13 protein-coding genes are annotated in these 15,514 nt (G+C 53.1%); 5 read left to right on the top strand and 8 right to left on the bottom strand.

All coding sequences use genetic code 11. From position 1 onward, the window contains the following. Positions 1-130 precede the first annotated feature (130 nt). Genes QEH53_RS07170 through QEH53_RS07185 form a run of 4 tightly spaced genes read left to right on the top strand, consistent with a single transcriptional unit; the run spans position 131 to position 5,853 of the window. Positions 131-1,315, top strand: coding sequence for a TolC family protein (locus QEH53_RS07170; RefSeq protein ID WP_309022470.1), 1,185 nt, complete (start codon positions 131-133; stop codon positions 1,313-1,315). A 28-nt stretch (positions 1,316-1,343) separates the two neighbouring features. Further along, complete coding sequence (locus QEH53_RS07175; RefSeq protein ID WP_309022471.1) at positions 1,344-2,219, top strand: response regulator; 876 nt, start codon at positions 1,344-1,346, stop codon at positions 2,217-2,219. Continuing rightward, complete coding sequence (locus QEH53_RS07180) at positions 2,219-4,453, top strand: type I secretion system permease/ATPase (RefSeq protein WP_309022472.1); 2,235 nt, start codon at positions 2,219-2,221, stop codon at positions 4,451-4,453. The genes QEH53_RS07175 and QEH53_RS07180 overlap by 1 nt, the downstream gene beginning before the upstream one ends. Before the next feature lie 11 nt (positions 4,454-4,464). Beyond that, positions 4,465-5,853 (top strand): HlyD family type I secretion periplasmic adaptor subunit, encoded by a 1,389-nt coding sequence (locus QEH53_RS07185; RefSeq protein ID WP_309022473.1) that lies wholly within the window; start codon positions 4,465-4,467, stop codon positions 5,851-5,853. Between the two features lie 194 nt (positions 5,854-6,047). On the opposite strand, the gene ltrA is transcribed toward QEH53_RS07185, so the two are convergent. The 8 genes from ltrA to QEH53_RS07225 form a co-directional block, all read right to left on the bottom strand. Beyond that, on the bottom strand, positions 6,048-7,466 hold the full coding sequence (gene ltrA / locus QEH53_RS07190) for a group II intron reverse transcriptase/maturase (RefSeq protein WP_309022474.1): 1,419 nt from the start codon (positions 7,464-7,466) through the stop codon (positions 6,048-6,050). A 494-nt stretch (positions 7,467-7,960) separates the two neighbouring features. Continuing rightward, positions 7,961-8,170 (bottom strand): hypothetical protein, encoded by a 210-nt coding sequence (locus QEH53_RS07195; RefSeq protein ID WP_309022475.1) that lies wholly within the window; start codon positions 8,168-8,170, stop codon positions 7,961-7,963. 11 nt (positions 8,171-8,181) lie between these two features. Continuing rightward, entirely contained in the window at positions 8,182-8,775 is a 594-nt protein-coding gene (locus QEH53_RS07200; protein WP_309022476.1) for a cytochrome c oxidase subunit 3, read from the bottom strand. Positions 8,776-8,802: 27 nt separating this feature from the next. Next, the gene (locus tag QEH53_RS07205) at positions 8,803-9,219 is read right to left on the bottom strand and encodes a cytochrome C oxidase subunit IV family protein (RefSeq protein ID WP_309022477.1); all 417 of its coding nucleotides are present in this window, start codon (positions 9,217-9,219) and stop codon (positions 8,803-8,805) included. A gap of 31 nt (positions 9,220-9,250) precedes the next feature. After that, positions 9,251-9,829, bottom strand: coding sequence for a cytochrome c oxidase subunit 3 (locus QEH53_RS07210; protein ID WP_309022478.1), 579 nt, complete (start codon positions 9,827-9,829; stop codon positions 9,251-9,253). Between the two features lie 26 nt (positions 9,830-9,855). Then, positions 9,856-11,577, bottom strand: a complete 1,722-nt coding sequence (locus QEH53_RS07215) for a cbb3-type cytochrome c oxidase subunit I (RefSeq protein ID WP_309022479.1) — start codon at positions 11,575-11,577, stop codon at positions 9,856-9,858. Next, complete coding sequence (locus QEH53_RS07220; RefSeq protein WP_309022480.1) at positions 11,570-12,304, bottom strand: hypothetical protein; 735 nt, start codon at positions 12,302-12,304, stop codon at positions 11,570-11,572. Before QEH53_RS07220 ends, QEH53_RS07215 begins: the two co-directional genes overlap by 8 nt. A 228-nt stretch (positions 12,305-12,532) precedes the next feature. Beyond that, on the bottom strand, positions 12,533-13,186 hold the full coding sequence (locus tag QEH53_RS07225) for a c-type cytochrome (RefSeq protein WP_309022481.1): 654 nt from the start codon (positions 13,184-13,186) through the stop codon (positions 12,533-12,535). Positions 13,187-13,674: 488 nt separating this feature from the next. On the opposite strand from QEH53_RS07225, the gene QEH53_RS07230 reads away from it, so the two are divergent. After that, positions 13,675-15,489 (top strand): response regulator, encoded by a 1,815-nt coding sequence (locus tag QEH53_RS07230; RefSeq protein ID WP_309022482.1) that lies wholly within the window; start codon positions 13,675-13,677, stop codon positions 15,487-15,489. Positions 15,490-15,514: the final 25 nt, after the last annotated feature.

The raw sequence follows: 15,514 nt of genomic DNA on the forward strand, positions 1-15,514 counted from the left end.
TCTGAACGCTTCAAACTACAGTCTCACCACACGCACACGCGAGCTAGCCGCACGAAAACAACGTACGGTTATTGGATATGTAATCGCCCTTCTGGCCTTCTCGTTGCTTCCCATTCTGCCCGCTCAAACCTTGAGCGAGGCCCTTGATGCGACGCTCTCGCGATACCCGAAGATTCGGGTGCTCGAGTCCCGCGTACAGATTGAGCAAAACAAACTCACCGGTGAACGCGCAGCTCTGCGCCCCCAGCTATCCCTCAGCATGCGCGGAGGCGAAGAACGCTTCGGAAACGAAAAAGGACTCCAAGTATACGGAGAAACCGGCAATGCCTCCCTGCAAGGCAAGCAACTCCTTTTTGATGGCGGCAACACGCGCCACCGAATCACTGAAGCTCAGGCTAACCTGCGCACCAGCGAAGAGTCTCTCCGCAAAGTCCGCGAGGACCTAGCCCTCGAGCTTTCGCTAACATACGTAAACGTCATCAAGTACACCCGCTTGGTGAACCTTGCCGAACAAAGCGTCTACCTCCACAAAGACGCACTCGACAAGATCCAGCAAAAATTCGATGCCGGGGCCGGCCCAAGGGCAGACGTCGTTCTCGTAAAAGCTCGTCTTGGTATGGCAAAAGCCAGCCTAGAAGCACGCAATCGCCAACTCAATATCGCCAACAATACGTTCCTGAAGTTGACCGGCGTCTACCCCGCGAGACTCGTAGAACCTGATTTCCCAGGTTGGGCGATTCCCGAATCAATCGACGAAATCTCTTTCAACGCAAATCCCAGCGTCCGAGCCGCACATTCAGAACTGCAGGCTACCTATTCGCGTCGCAAAGTAGCTGAAAGTGCCTTCCGCCCGAAGCTAAACTTCGTGGTCGAAGGTGACGCGGCCGAATCCGACCGCTACGAAAAGCTCCAAGAGGACGCTATGGCCTTGATCACACTCTCCTACAATATCTTCGACGGCGGGAGGCGACGAGCCGAGATCAATCGAGCCAACTATCAGGTTAACGAAGCGGACTTCAAGTTGCAGGACACTCTCATCGAAACTGAGACCTCATTCGCAAACGCTTGGAACGAGCTACTTTCGACGAATGAACGTATCTACCTTTTGGAGACCCATCGCGATGCAATGGAGTCGGTCGTAGACGCATACCACGAGCAGTTCGAACTCGGAAAGAGGCCTCTCATAAATCTGCTCGACGTCGAAAATGAACTATCTTCCGCACGAGCTTCCGTAGAGGAAGAACGCCTCAACAGATTGCAAGCAGCCTACCGACTCCTTTCTGCGATGGGCGAACTCACCACCTCTATCAAATAGTATCCAGCCTTCTACACAGCCATCCAGTATGAGCGACAATAAAGAAAACAAAGTATCCAAAGGTAAACTACGCGTCCTCATTGTGGAAGACTCGAAGATCGAGGCTAAATTCACAGCGAACCTTCTCAAGAAAAACGGATACGAGGTTACAAGCGAACGCGTGGAAACACGTGAGGACATGAAAAACCAGCTCGATGAACAGGAGTGGGATATCGTGATCTCCGATTATCAAATGCCAGAGTTCGACGGCATGCAGGCACTTCAACTCTTCCAAGCCTACGACCTGGACATCCCTTTCATTCTCGTCTCAGGAAAAATAGGCGAAGAAAGCGCAGTCGACCTCATGAAAATGGGAGCGCAGGACTATATAATGAAAGGCAATACCGCTCGTCTATTGCCGGCCATCGAGTCTCACCTGAAGGATGCCTCCAATCGTCGCGAGAAAGTAAAGCTCGAGAGCAAGCTCCGCGAGAGCGAAGCTCAATACCGAGGATTTTTTGAAAATGCTGCGATTGGTATCTTTCGATGCGACGCCCAAGGTAAAATTTTAGACGTAAACAGCTTCCTCGCTCACGCGCTAGGTTTCGAGACAAGGGGTGACTGTATCCAAGTATGCGAGACACTGTCTCCTGAAGTCTACGATCACCAGACCCATCAAGCGAGCACAGTCGAACTCGCTGCCGAAGCACAGCAAGGGGGGCATTTCGAGGCTACTTTTCATCGCCAAGACAACTCCACAATGGAGGCAATCATTAACGTTTGGGCTATAAAGGACCAAAGCTCTGAAAGCGTCTTTCTTGAGGGAACCATAGAGGACGTGACAGAGCAACGAGAGATGGAACGCAAGCTCCGCGAAATGGAACAGCTCCATGAATCCCTGATAGATCTGACCAGCAATCTCTAATGATTTCCGACAAAAAGAATACCAGGCTTGCGCCCCCGATTCGCCGAGCCGCACCTAGGCCCGGGGTCGAAATAGCTACGCCCGAGGAGAAAACCTCTCAGTCGACAATCGAACCGAGAGTATTCGACGACCCACTACTCGACTGTCTGATACTGATAGGCAAGATGCATGACCGTCAGCTCTCGGGCGACGTGCTCACAGCAGGCCTTCCTTTGGTCGACAACCGTCTTACTCCACGCCTTTTTATCAGGGCAGCTGATAGTGCAAAATTCTCTGCTCGCATCGTCAAACGTAACCTCACCGCAATACCAGAGCTCGTATTCCCATGCGTCCTCCTGCTCCGCGATAATCGCAGCGCTGTTCTCGTCAGCCGAAAGGGAGACGACTTCTCAGTTATCCTTCCCGAAACTGGAACAGGCCAAGTCGTACTAGACAGAGCGAAACTAGAATCTGAATACATAGGGACCGCCATCTTCGTAAAGCCCGAGTTCGCCTTCGATGCTCGGGCCGACAAATCAGAGAGCAGCATCAAGTCTAAGAACTGGTTTTGGGGAACCCTTTGGAAATACCGACGTGTTTATCAAAGCGTCCTACTGGCTGCTGTCTTCATTAACATTTTCGCGGTTGCAGGTTCGATGTTCGTCATGAACGTCTACGACCGTGTCATTCCGAACAACGCTATCGACACCCTTTGGGTGCTGGCAAGTGGGGTAACCCTCGTTTATGGCTTCGATTTCCTGCTCAAGACGCTGCGTAGCGCCCTCATCGACAAGGCAGGAAAAAACGCTGACGTCCTCCTCTCTAGCTTTATATTCCAACGCGTGCTCGGTATCAAGATGGAGCACAAACCCGCCTCTGCAGGCAGTTTTGCAAGTCTGGTAAAAGGATACGAGAGCCTGCGCGAGTTCTTCACCTCCGCGACGATGGCCACACTCATCGACCTCCCTTTCGTCGTTCTTTTCATCGGTCTCATGTATTTCATGGCGGGCTGGGTGGCCTTTATCCCAGCAGCTGGTATCCTACTTATTTTGGCAATCGGAGCGATCCTGCACATACCGCTCAAACGAGCTGCCGAAGTAGCCCAAGGATCCTCAGCGCAGAAGCATGCCCTGTTAGTGGAAGCCATCGGAGGGTTTGAAGCCATCCGAGGGCTTTCCGCTGCAGGCATCTTCCAGCGTCGAATGGAAAACTTCCTCGGAAGCTCCGCCAAAAGCGAAGTGGCGTCGCGACGGATTTCTGCCGCTGCGACGAATTTCACCGCTTTCGTATCACAGATGGTTTCCGTTGTTATAGTCGTCGCATCCGTTTATCGGATACGCGAGGGAGACATGAGCATGGGAGCTTTGATAGGCTGCACGATCCTCAGCGGACGAGCAATGGGACCGATCGGACAAGTCGCGGCACTACTCTCACGAATGCAGCAATCCATCGTCTCGCTGAAGGGCCTCAACGAAATCGTCGAGCTTCCCCAAGAGAGAGAAGCCGGACGGAATTACGTTCGCAAAAACGACTTCCGCCCGAGCGTCGAATTCAAAGAGGTCAGTTTCTCCTACTCGGAGGATACCGAACCCGCTGTCAAGAACGCTAGCTTCGTGATCGAACCGGGAGAGAAAGTCGCAATATTGGGCCGAGTTGGTTCAGGTAAGAGCACCTTGCTTCGCTTGATCCTCGGCTTTTACCAGCCGACCTCTGGCATGATTCTCGTCAATGGCACCGATATCCGCCAACTTGACCCAGCTGAGCTTCGACGCCGCCTCGGCTATATCGCCCAGGATAACAATCTTTTCTTTGGCTCCCTCAAGGAAAACATCCTTATGGGCGCCCCTTGGGCCGACGAAGAGGAATTACTCCAAGCATCGAAGCTTTCCGGCGTCGAACGCTACGCTTCCCGACATCCAATGGGCTACGACATGCAGATCGGCGAACGCGGCGAACGCCTTTCTGGAGGACAGCGCCAAGCTATTAACATCGCTCGAGCAATCATCGCAAAACCACCGGTCCTCGTCATGGACGAGCCAACTAGCGCCATGGACGCCAATGCGGAGCGCGAGTTCATTGCCGCCATGGACTTCTACGGAAGCGAAAACGGACGCACTATCGTACTGTCCACCCATAAGCCTTCTATGCTCAAACTGGCAGACCGCATTATCGTAATGGACCAAGGTCGTATCGCAGCCAACGGACCTAAGACCGAAGTCATGCGCCAACTCTCAGGAGGAGCCGGTAGAAACTAATTCCCGATCCCATGAACACACCCGAACCATCCCGATTCCAATCTGGAAAGAAGACCGTTCCAGAAAAGACCCAGACACCGATAAACGAAGAAACGGTTTCTCCGAAGGCCGATTCGGAAGTCCAGGCGACGGAACCAAAAGAGCCTGTGGAAACCAAAGTCGACCCCCCTCAGGCGAGCCCATTAAAGAGCGAACAAGAAACCGTGAAACCGAAAAAGAGCGATCTCGACTTCGTTGCTGATACCAAAGCTGCCTTCCTCGAGAACCGAAGCCCTTTGGCAAGTCTGTTACTGTTCACTATAGTCGGCGTTATTAGCACCTTCGTCTACTGGGCGAGCAGCTCAGAGGTCAATGAGATCACGCGTGGCCAAGGAAAAGTCGTCCCCACCGATTTCCTGCAAGTGGTACAAATCCTCGAAGGTGGAATCCTATCCGAGCTAAACGTCAGAGCAGGTGACATCGTCAACAAGGGCGACAGTCTACTCCGTATAGACAGCACGGCATTTTCAGCTGCCCGAAGCGAGAGCGCAGCTCAGCGCGACAGCCTCATGGCCCGCATCGCTCGATTGGAGGCAGAAGCCAACGACAGCGATTCCATTACCTTCCCTGAGTACATCTTACAAAGCCGCCCGGACCTCGCCATAAGCGAGCGCACCCTTTTCGAAAGCCGCCGTTCAAATCTCGCTGGATCAGTCCGCCACTTGAGCAAAAGCCTCGAGCTCAAACGTCAAGAGCTCGATATAACCGTACCCTTGGCAGAGAAAGGTATCGTTTCCCAAGTGGAACTGCTGCGACTTCAGTCGGCCGTGAACGATACGGAAAGCGAATTAAGCCGTATCCAAACAGATTATACAAAAGAAGTGCTGACCTTGAGAAACGAGGTACAAGCGAAGATGGAGCAGATCCAGCAAAGCATGCTCGCTTACGAAGACAAAATTCGTCGCACAGACGTCAAGTCACCCGTAACCGGTACGATTAACAAAGTGAACTTCAACACGATTGGCGGAGTAATTCGATCCGGAGAACCTATCGTGGAAATCGTTCCTCACGAGAGCGATCTCATCGTTGAAGCTAGTGTTCTTCCCAAAGATATTGGCTTCATTCACCCCGGCCAAGAGGCCACCGTGAAACTTTCAGCATACGACTTCTCGATCTATGGAGGCCTCAGAGGAACCGTAGAGCACATCAGCGCCGACACCTTCACCGACGAACGCGGAGACAGCTACTACACGATACGCGTGCGCACCGGCGAGCGGTCACTCGCAACGACCGATCAGGACTTCAACATTATTCCTGGGATGCAAGTAGAAGTCGACATTCTCACAGGCAAAAAGACGGTACTCGACTACATCTTTAAACCGTTGCTCAGGGCAAAGATGAACGCCCTGACAGAGCGCTAACGCTCAGCCGACATTCGATTGTTCTCAACTGCCGTCGCTCGCCCCTCGAGGGCTTTTGTCGCAGGCCGGTGATGGCAAGACTATCTCCCGAAGCAAAGACCCTTGGCGATAGGATCGAGTAGCCAGGGGCAGTCGCCCGCCCCCAGCTCTCACACCACCGGACGTACGGTTCACGTATCACGGCGGTTCCGAAGCTAGATTTCTCTTCTCAGCAATCGGAGTTGATCGTACTCAGACAGGAGATTCATTTCAGCGAAGGCTTTGCGCGGCAAGGCCGCGTTCATATGTGAAGCCCCGCTGTTGAACCAAGGCCCGCGCCCGTTGAAGCTGCTCTTGCGAGCTCGCTGTGGGTCCAACCCCAGCGAGATCAGCTTCTTGTAGCGAGCGCGCGGGCGTTTCCACTGGCGCCAGATTACACACCGCAAGCGGCGCCGTAACCATTCGTCCAATACCCGGGCGAAGGTTTCGGTCTGGCTCAGACGGAAGTAGCTGGTCCATCCACGTAGCACCGGGTTGAGCGTTTGTTCGATGAAGTCTTTCACATTGCGACCGCGCGCCTTGCGCAGCAGCCTCTTGAGCTTGGACTTCACCTTTTGCACGCTCTCCTTGGGCACGCGGATACGCGAGGACTTGCCGCCGGTGAAGCTGTAGCCAAGGAAGATCCTACGGCTCGGGCGATCCACCGCGCTTTTGAGGTGGTTCACCTTCAGCTTCAATTTCTTTTCCAAGAAGGCGGTGATCGACGCAAGCACTCGCTCCCCGCTACGCTGAGTGCTACGCTGAGTGGCAACGTAGATGTTGCAGTCGTCGGCGTAGCGGCAAAAGCAATGCCCGCGCTTCTCCAGCTCCTTGTCCAGGTCGTCCAGCATGATGTTGGACAACAACGGAGACAAGGGCCCGCCTTGCGGCGTCCCCTTTTCGGTGGATTCGGTCAGCCCGCCAACCATAGTTCCGGCGTTAAGCCATGAACGGATCAGCTTGAGCATCGCCTTGTCCTTAACCAATCGGCGCACACGCGCCATTAGAAGGTCGTGGTTCACTTCGTCGAAGAAGCTCTTCAAGTCCATGTCCACCACCCAGTTCTTGCCTTCGCTTTGGTACTTGCGAGCCTGTTCGACCGCCTGTCCCGCGCTGCGCCCGGGACGGAACCCGTAACTGCGTTCGCTGAACTGCGGGTCGAACATCGGCCCCAGCACCTGTAGCGCCGCCTGCTGCAGCACGCGGTCGAGAATCGTCGGTATACCCAGTTTTCGGATACCGCCGCCGGGCTTTTCGATCTCCACGCGCTTGACGGGAGCGGGACGATACGTCCCCGCTGCCAGCTGCGCCTCGATCGTTTCCCAACGCTCTTTCATGTACGCTAAAGTGGCCTCCATGTCGCGACCGTCGATTCCCGCGCTGCCGCCGTTGCGGCGCACTTTTCTCCACGCAGCGTTCATGTTGCCGCGCTCGGTCATCTGTCCAATCAGGTCTTGATTGCGAGCAACTCGGTTCGCTTCGTCCGATGGCGGAGTTGACGCGCCCGCGCGAGCTCGCCCCGGATTCCGTCCGGTTCCTCTCGCGCGGGTCCGACGAATGGCGTCGCCAGCTTCTGCATCCCTGTCCTCTCTCATGGTCGAAGGCCTCGTTGTCTCTCTTCGGTTCGATCCTTCGCGGGCGACCTGCTGCCCGCTACTATGATCTCGGCTGACTTCTCCCGCCCCATCGCCACGCATCGCTGCGGGGCTAGTTCCATAAGGAACGAAGCGGAAGACCTCCCCGGGTAATGCGCCCCTGCCTTCACGTTTATGCCTGCCGCATCTACAACCACGCCTTCCGCGCAAGTTTCGGACTTTAGAGTTCGTGGCCTCCTCATCCGGCGTAGCTGCCTCCTATGCGATTCCTGTTCGTCAGGCCAACGCTTTGCCATAGGCTTCCTCCCCACGCATACCTCGCGGCAGCGCAGTTGCCTTTCGGCTAGCTCTTCCCCTTGCCGGGCGAGCAACAGACTTTTATCGATTCTCACGATAATCACTGTCAAGCAGGAGCGCCCTGCCGGGCGCACCACAAAAAAAGCCCGCACCGACCGGCGAGGGCTCTTAAAATGTTTCGCCGAAAGACCGATCGACTATCGATTGCGTTTGAAAAGGTAGTAAACGACTCCGCCAATCATGATCAAAGGCAGGAAACTCAGGATCGCCGTAGTAGCGTAGTATGCGGCCCTAGCCTCTTCCTTGCCCACAGCGCAAACCGAACAGGCGTCCGCGGAAGCCACCATACATACAGCGGCAAGGAGCCCTGCTATCTTACTTAAGCGATTTACAATATTCGGCTTCATCTGTGCTCTTATCAGAGGTAAACGAGGATGTAGAGAATCGGCCAAACGCCGACTACGAAGTACCAAAAAGTCTGACCCGCCCTGAAGCTTTGAAGCCTCAGGGTCCCTTTGCGGAACTTCAGGAATAAGCGCAACTGGGCTACGATTGAACCGATCGCGTGGACCGCGTGAGCCCCTATGATTAAATAGAAAAACGAGCCGTAGGTGCTGGATTGCAGGGTCAAACCTTGGCTCAGTATTCGAACCCACTCAAAGCCTTGGAATAATACAAAAAAGGTTCCCAACCCGAGTGTGAGCAAAAACAACATTTTGCTCTTATCTCCGAAGCCTTCGCGCTGAAACGCACGTCCCGTTAAGTACATGGTAACGCCACTCGCCAACAAGATCGCGGTGTTAAATGCAGTGGCTCCGATGGGTAGTCGCGGCTGGTCAATCGGTGGCCATTCGACGGCATTTGCCTTCGAAATCATAAAGGCACTGATCAAGCCTAGGAAGAACATCATCTCCGCCATAATGAAGACGATGACTCCCAAAACGCTATTCGAAAGAGCCGGCTCCCGAACCGAACTGCCCTCCCCGTGAATTCCTGCTTCTGCGTATCTCATATTCCCTCCTGCCTCGAAGACGAACAACTAGTGTGCCTGATCGCTGTGATCGCTCTGCGACTCCTCGCCGTGGGTGTCTCCATGTGCGCCAGGTTCCTCACCTGCAGCCACTTCCGGCTCCACGTAGACTTTTTCCCAGTTGTGTCCCGATGCCTTCATCGAATCCGTAGCGGTCCCGAAGAAGAAAACGAAGAGAAGAGCCACCATTGATAACAAGATGTAAGGAGCATAAATCTTCTCAAACTTCAGGTGCATGAAGTATGCGAGAACGTAGTACGCTTTGACCAATGCAATTCCAAATGCTGTGATCAAAACGAGGATCAAGCGCGTTGCTCCCTGCAGATTCATGATTTCCGCGATTTCCGGACCTGCGACGCTGACTACGAAAAGGACCAGCAGCATGAGGTAAATCTTAAAGTAACTTGGATGGTTTTCTGATGCCATATCTAAAATAAATTCCGTATCTAAGATTCAACTACTTTGCGATGTAGAGAAGTGGGAAAAGGAAAATCCAAACGATATCTACAAAGTGCCAGTAGATGCCGATGTTTTCCACGCGGTGCCAGTTTTGCTCGTGCTTGATATCCTTTTCGGCGATGATCGCCATAATCACCATACCACATAGAACGTGGAACCCGTGTAGTCCGGTAGCCATGTAGTAGAAGCTCCAGAAGTTGCTCGTGAAGAGAGTGTAGCCGTGAGCGATCTCGGTTGCGTATTCGTAGGACTTGAATCCCATGAAACAACCGCCCAAAGCAATCGTCAGCCAGAGATACTTCCGAGCCGTCTTGGCATCCCTCTTCTCCGCAGCAGCGTGCGCGAGGACCACGAAGTAGCTCGAGGTCAGCAGCCAGAACGTGTTAGCGCCACCAATAAAGGTGTTGGTATGCGCCGCCGACTGAGCCCAAGAGCCGTGTAGAAAACGGTTTAGGAGATAAACAGCGATTAGACCGCCGAAAATTACGATTTCAGAAGCGACTACCCACCAGACCGCTAGGCGGCCAGTTGGGATACCGGTACGACTTCTGCCAGTTGCAATGATTTTATGACCCATTGTATCTAGAAAGATGTTACGTTAGTTTACTTGGATGCCTCGGGCAGGTTTTGAGGCCAGTAGTCATCCTCGCGTCCTTCGACAGAGAATTCGTATGGGCCACGGTACACTTCAGGGAGATTATCTCCGAAGTTACCGTGAGGTGGAGGTGACGGAGCAACCCACTCTAGCGTGTTAGCCTTCCAAGGATTCGGTCCCGCTTTCTTGCCACGCTTCAAGCTTACGATGAAGTTAATGAAAAATGGGATTTGGAAAAGGATTAGAACGATCAATGAACCAGTCGCAAAAACGCGGAGGTCTTGGAAATTCTCGGTGTAAAGGTCCGGGTATGCGGTGAAACCGGCGATACGACGATGCTGGCCCGCAGCACCTAGGACGAAGAGCGGAAGGAAGATCCCATTGAACGGTATGACCGTACCCCAAAAGTGGATTTTGCCCCAAAACTCGTTCAGCTGGCGGCCGAACATCTTCGGGAACCAATAGTATATTGCGGCGAATGTTCCTATGATCGCGATCGGTACGAAGGTGTAATGGAAGTGAGCGAGCACGAAGTACGTGTCATGCAAGTAAATATCAGTACCGCTCGAACCTAGCCAGATACCCGTGACCCCACCGATGAGGAATTCCGCGATGAACGAAAGCGCAAATAACATCGGCGTAGTGAAACGGATGGATCCCCCCCAGAGCGTTCCGATCATCGCGAACAGCATAATGGCCACTGGGATCGAGATCAGAAGAGTCGTGGTAGTGAATAGATATGTCGCTCTCGGATCTACACCAGAAATGAACTGGTGGTGAGCCCAAACGAAGAAGCTCAAGATCCCCAAGCCAATAGAGCTGTAAAGGATCATTCTGTAGCCAAATAGCTTTTTGCGAGAGAAGGTACAAATGATCTCAATCACGACTCCCATCGCGGGTAGCAGTACCACATAAACTTCAGGGTGCCCGAAGAACCAGAACAAGTGCTGCCACAATACAGGGTCGCCTCCAGCCGCGGGATCGAAGAACCCAGTGCCTAGCGTCTGGTCGAATAGCAGCATGACCGCTCCAGCAACAAGAGGACCTACTGATGCCATGAAGAGGATAGACGCGATGACGATCATCCATACAACCATGGGAATGTCGTAAAGCTTCATACCCTTGGCACGGGCGTTCATCACCGTAGTGACGAAATTGATACCTCCAAGTAGGAAGGCCACGATCTCCAGCGTCACAGCGATCAACCACATTGGGGCTCCAAATGGCGTCCCGTTGTATTGAGATTCTGCTGACAAAGGAGGATATGCAGTCCAAGCGCCGCCGAATCCACCTTGCGGAACGAAGAAAGAAGCGATGAGGACGATCGCACTAATCAAGAAGATCTGGTAGGATAGACGGTTGATCTTCGGAAAGACCATATCGTCGCAACCGATCATCAGCGGAATGAGAAAGTTACCCAAAGCGGCGATAAGTACGGGCATCGCTACCCAGAAAATCATGATCGTACCGTGATTGGTGACCAGCGAGTTGTATGCCGCAGGCGACACGACACCGAAAAACGGAATCGAAGAGCCGGGGAAAGCAAGATGCATGCGGAAAACATAAGAGAAAAAGCCTCCGATGAGTCCCATGGCCATACCTGTGAAAAGGTACTGGAAGCCGATGATCTTGTGGTCAGTGGAGAAGCAGTACTTGCTCCAAAACGATTCGTGATGGCCGTGATCGTCGTGATGGTCGACGCCAGCCGTTGCAGTTGCAGTATCAGCCATTGTTAGGCGCCTCCTTCAATTTAGATTCAGTGTTAGCGTAAGCAGCGTCTTGCTTCAGGTTCGCCGGGGTGTTCTCAGCGATCCAAGCGGCGTATTCGTCGGAAGACTTTATTTGGACTCGAGCCGGCATAAAGCCGTGGCCATATCCGCACATCTCGGCACACTGCACATCCCATTCCCCTTCGAGGATAGGCTTAAAATGTCCATATATCTTGCGCCCCGGAACCGCGTCTTGCTTGAGGCGGAAGACTGGGATCGAGAAGCTGTGCATTACGTCTAGAGCCTGGAGCTCGTACTTGTACTGAGTATCCTTCTTAAGCACGAGCTCGTTGATAAGGACGATGTCGTCTTCTGTGTCTAAGACGCCATCGGCACCTGCGTGCTCGAAAGTCCAAGCCCACTGCTGGGCGATGACTCGCACTTGCTCGTCGTATTCTGGCATATCGATTTTGACCTCATGCCAAACCTTGAAGGTGTAGAACAGGATGGCCAAATCGCAAATGAGAATCAGGTAGTGGGGAATCTCCACCGCTTGTTTCTGCTTGTGCGTTTCGCCCGTTATATATTGGGCCTTTTGGCCCGGCTTAGCGCGGAATCTAAAGACGACGTAAAAGAAAAACGCCATCACCAGAAGGAACCAGAACATAACCAAATAGGTGATCAGATCAAACAGATGGTCGATGCTCCCGGCAAATGATGATGCTCTAGGAAGGAAGTACTCTAGCATGGGAAACGGATTAGGTTAAAGTCGTAGGCCTCACTGTCAGGCGGCCTAACCGAAGAATTTCCAGAAAGACAAAATCGTGGCTGCAAACAAAACCGTCCCAACCAAGGTATATTTGAAGAGCCTACGCGTTATCGCATACGCATATTGCTCTTGTTGTGGATCAAGTTCCGAGGGCTCTTCGCTCATATTTCTGTCAGGCGGTTGATTGGAAGAAAAAGTATCCGCAGCTTACTTCGAAAGAGATTGGATATACGCAACAACATCTTTCATAGCTTGCTCGTCAGCCAGCATCATTGCCATAGGGCGCATCTGAGCGCCAGTGGTGTCCTGCGGGTTTGAGCCACGAATGCCGTCCTTGAACTTGTGAAGCTGGGCCACCAAGTACCAGTCATGCTGGTTCAGCAACGTGGGTGCGTTGAGGAGATCGTTCCCTGCCCCATCCGCGCCATGGCAAGCTTGGCAGGTCATGTAGAGGGCTTTGCCCTTTTCAGGGTCGCCACCCTCGATTGTAGATGCAATCGGCTTACTTGGTAACGAAGCAATGTACTTTGAGACTGCTGCGACATCCGCTTCCGAAGCTAGCAAGCTTGCCATCGGACGCATTTGCAGTCCGCTTGCGTCCTTCGCGTCGCCGCCACGATGCCCTGCTTTGAACTTGCCTAGCTGGGCTGCAACGTACTTTTCCGAAAGCCCCGCAATTGCAGGAGCGTTCAACAGCTTCATTCCAGAGCCATCGGCTTGGTGACAAGCTACGCAGTTCACATAGAGCTGCTTGCCACGCTCGTCTTGGGCGTGGGAAACGGCGGATACAAATGACGCCAAAAGTCCGACCAAAGCGAGACGGAGTGCAGTCGTTGATAGAGACGAGTTAATCGATTTCATATGTCAAAAGAGACGCCTGCCGGACTTTGTTACCGGAACGGCATCGGTGCAGTGCTAGATGTTAATACTCAGTGATCGTCTTGGCGCAAGTATCCCTAATCGCGGGAACGAGAAAAGTAGGCACGACGGGGCAGGCAAACCGCCGTCAGAAAAGGGGCTAATACCCTTTTTGAGAAGTTCGATGTCAAGGCTAAAGGCCTTGAGATTTAAAGACATACTTCGTCGATACTTCAGTGGCGATCCAAGTCCGCGTTGGTTGAAAATCGACCGGACCCGCACGATTAACTAGGCTTGTTTCCGAGCCATCGTCGCACGGTCGGGTAAATCATATTTCAAAAAACCGAATCCGCTGCGAGATCTACTCAGAAAGCTGGTAGCACCGTCGAAGACTATCTCTAATAGGACACGGGTAAGGACGCTATACTTGCCCCCTCCCCACTTGAAACCTGACACATGCTTCGACTCGCAGCATACCCGCTTCCCAAAAGATGAGCGAGCAGCACTCAAACGCGCTGCCACGGCGCATCATTGTGATCGACGACACCGAATCGATCCACACCGATTTCGAAAAGGTACTCGCTCCAGCAGGTTCTAGCGAGAGCGAACTCGCCCTCGAGGAGCTCGATCGAATCATGTTTGATGAGGAGGCGCGTCACACCGTTTCCAAAAATCAATTCAACTTCCAGATTGGTCATGCATACCAAGGAGAGGAGGGACTGAATAAAATCCTAGGCGCGAAAAAATCAGGATCGCCCTACTCCGTTGCCTTTGTGGACATGCGCATGCCGCCGGGCTGGGACGGCCTGAAAACAGTTGAAGCGATATCGAAAGCGGATCCTCACGTACAAATCGTAATATGTAGCGCCTACTCCGACTATTCATGGCGCGAAATTATCGAGCGAGTTGGCCATACCGATCGCTTGCTCATCCTGAAAAAACCTTTCGATCAGGCCGAGGTCTACCAACTTGCGGTCGCCCTGAGCGAAAAGTGGCATACCGAGAAAAGTACTCGGGACCTGCTCGCCGAGCTGGAGCAAAAAGTAGCTGATCGAACTCAGCAAATCTCCAAGGCGAACAAGAGTCTGAACTCCCTGAATTCTGAACTGCAGGTGGCCGTCGCTGAAGCTCGCGCCGCTGAGCGAGCAAAAGGTCGCTTCCTTGCGACAATGAGTCACGAAATCCGCACTACCTTGAACGGTATCATCGGCGCTTCCCACATGCTGAACCACAGCAACAGCTTGAACGATTCAGATCTCGAGTTCGCTAGTATCATTCAAAAGAGCGGCGACGCCCTGATGATCATTATCAACGACATTCTCGACTACTCGAAGTACGAAAACGGACAACTCGAGCTCGAGAAAATACCGTTCAGTCTCAAGGATCTGGCCAGAGAATGCACAAACCTGATGGAAAACGCGCTTACGCGGATGAACATCAACTTGGTCCTCGAGCACGATGAGAAGCTCCCCGAACTCGTAGTCGGAGACCCCGCGCGAATCCGCCAAGTCATTCTCAACCTCCTGAACAACGCGTTCAAATTCGGCAGGGATGGAACGGTAACGCTATCTATCAAGGCAGAAGCTATCCACGAAAAATCGGCGACATTGCGAATCGAAATCTCCGACAACGGTATAGGGATGTCTTCTGAAACGGTGGAACGTCTCTTCTCAGCGTTTATGCAGGCTGACTCCTCCACCACTCGGGAATACGGTGGTACCGGGCTCGGGCTCGCCATCTGCAAACTTCTAGCCGATGCCATGTCTGCACGGATCGACGTCACGAGCGAGTTGGGCAAAGGCTCATGCTTCGCCTTCGTCCTTGAGCTGCCATTCCCGAAGGAAAACGTGAAAGCGGTCCCAATCGAAAAAACGAGGAGCAACAAGCAGGAGACTGCTAGCGTTCGCAAAGCTGTAGACCTTGATTTCGGAGGCAAAAGAGTCCTCCTCGTAGACGACAACGCCATCAATCGAAAGCTCGGTAAGCGCTTCCTCGAACAAATGAAAGTCGGGGTGACTCTCGCTACCAATGGCTTGGAAGCTTTGGAGACCGCCACTCGAGAAGATTTCGACCTCATCTTGATGGACCTCCAGATGCCAGAGCTAGACGGTTTGGAAGCTACTCAAAAAATCAGGAGTAGCGGTAGTCCGAGAAGCGAGGTGCCCATCATAGCCCTCACCGCGAACGCGTTCAGCGATGTGCGCGATCAGTGCAAAGAGGCCGGAATGGATGACTTCCTAACTAAGCCGCTGAGGGTTAACGAATTGGCCGATGCACTCGGCCGGTGGATAGTCGAAACGACATAGGTCTCGAAGCCCGCAGATATCAAAA

The sequence above is a fragment of the Pelagicoccus sp. SDUM812002 genome (assembly GCF_031127835.1).
Classification (GTDB): domain Bacteria; phylum Verrucomicrobiota; class Verrucomicrobiia; order Opitutales; family Opitutaceae; genus Pelagicoccus.

What these genes read in the sequence shown, in the direction of transcription:
- QEH53_RS07220 (WP_309022480.1), bottom strand. Translation starts at nt 12,304, where the DNA reads ATGCTAGAGTACTTCCTTCCTAGAGCATCATCATTTGCCGGGAGCATC.
- QEH53_RS07230 (WP_309022482.1), top strand. Translation starts at nt 13,675, where the DNA reads ATGAGCGAGCAGCACTCAAACGCGCTGCCACGGCGCATCATTGTGATC.
- QEH53_RS07185 (WP_309022473.1), top strand. Translation starts at nt 4,465, where the DNA reads ATGAACACACCCGAACCATCCCGATTCCAATCTGGAAAGAAGACCGTT.
- QEH53_RS07210 (WP_309022478.1), bottom strand. Translation starts at nt 9,829, where the DNA reads ATGGGTCATAAAATCATTGCAACTGGCAGAAGTCGTACCGGTATCCCA.
- QEH53_RS07215 (WP_309022479.1), bottom strand. Translation starts at nt 11,577, where the DNA reads ATGGCTGATACTGCAACTGCAACGGCTGGCGTCGACCATCACGACGAT.
- QEH53_RS07225 (WP_309022481.1), bottom strand. Translation starts at nt 13,186, where the DNA reads ATGAAATCGATTAACTCGTCTCTATCAACGACTGCACTCCGTCTCGCT.
- QEH53_RS07195 (WP_309022475.1), bottom strand. Translation starts at nt 8,170, where the DNA reads ATGAAGCCGAATATTGTAAATCGCTTAAGTAAGATAGCAGGGCTCCTT.
- QEH53_RS07180 (WP_309022472.1), top strand. Translation starts at nt 2,219, where the DNA reads ATGATTTCCGACAAAAAGAATACCAGGCTTGCGCCCCCGATTCGCCGA.
- QEH53_RS07200 (WP_309022476.1), bottom strand. Translation starts at nt 8,775, where the DNA reads ATGAGATACGCAGAAGCAGGAATTCACGGGGAGGGCAGTTCGGTTCGG.
- QEH53_RS07175 (WP_309022471.1), top strand. Translation starts at nt 1,344, where the DNA reads ATGAGCGACAATAAAGAAAACAAAGTATCCAAAGGTAAACTACGCGTC.
- QEH53_RS07205 (WP_309022477.1), bottom strand. Translation starts at nt 9,219, where the DNA reads ATGGCATCAGAAAACCATCCAAGTTACTTTAAGATTTACCTCATGCTG.
- ltrA (WP_309022474.1), bottom strand. Translation starts at nt 7,466, where the DNA reads ATGAGAGAGGACAGGGATGCAGAAGCTGGCGACGCCATTCGTCGGACC.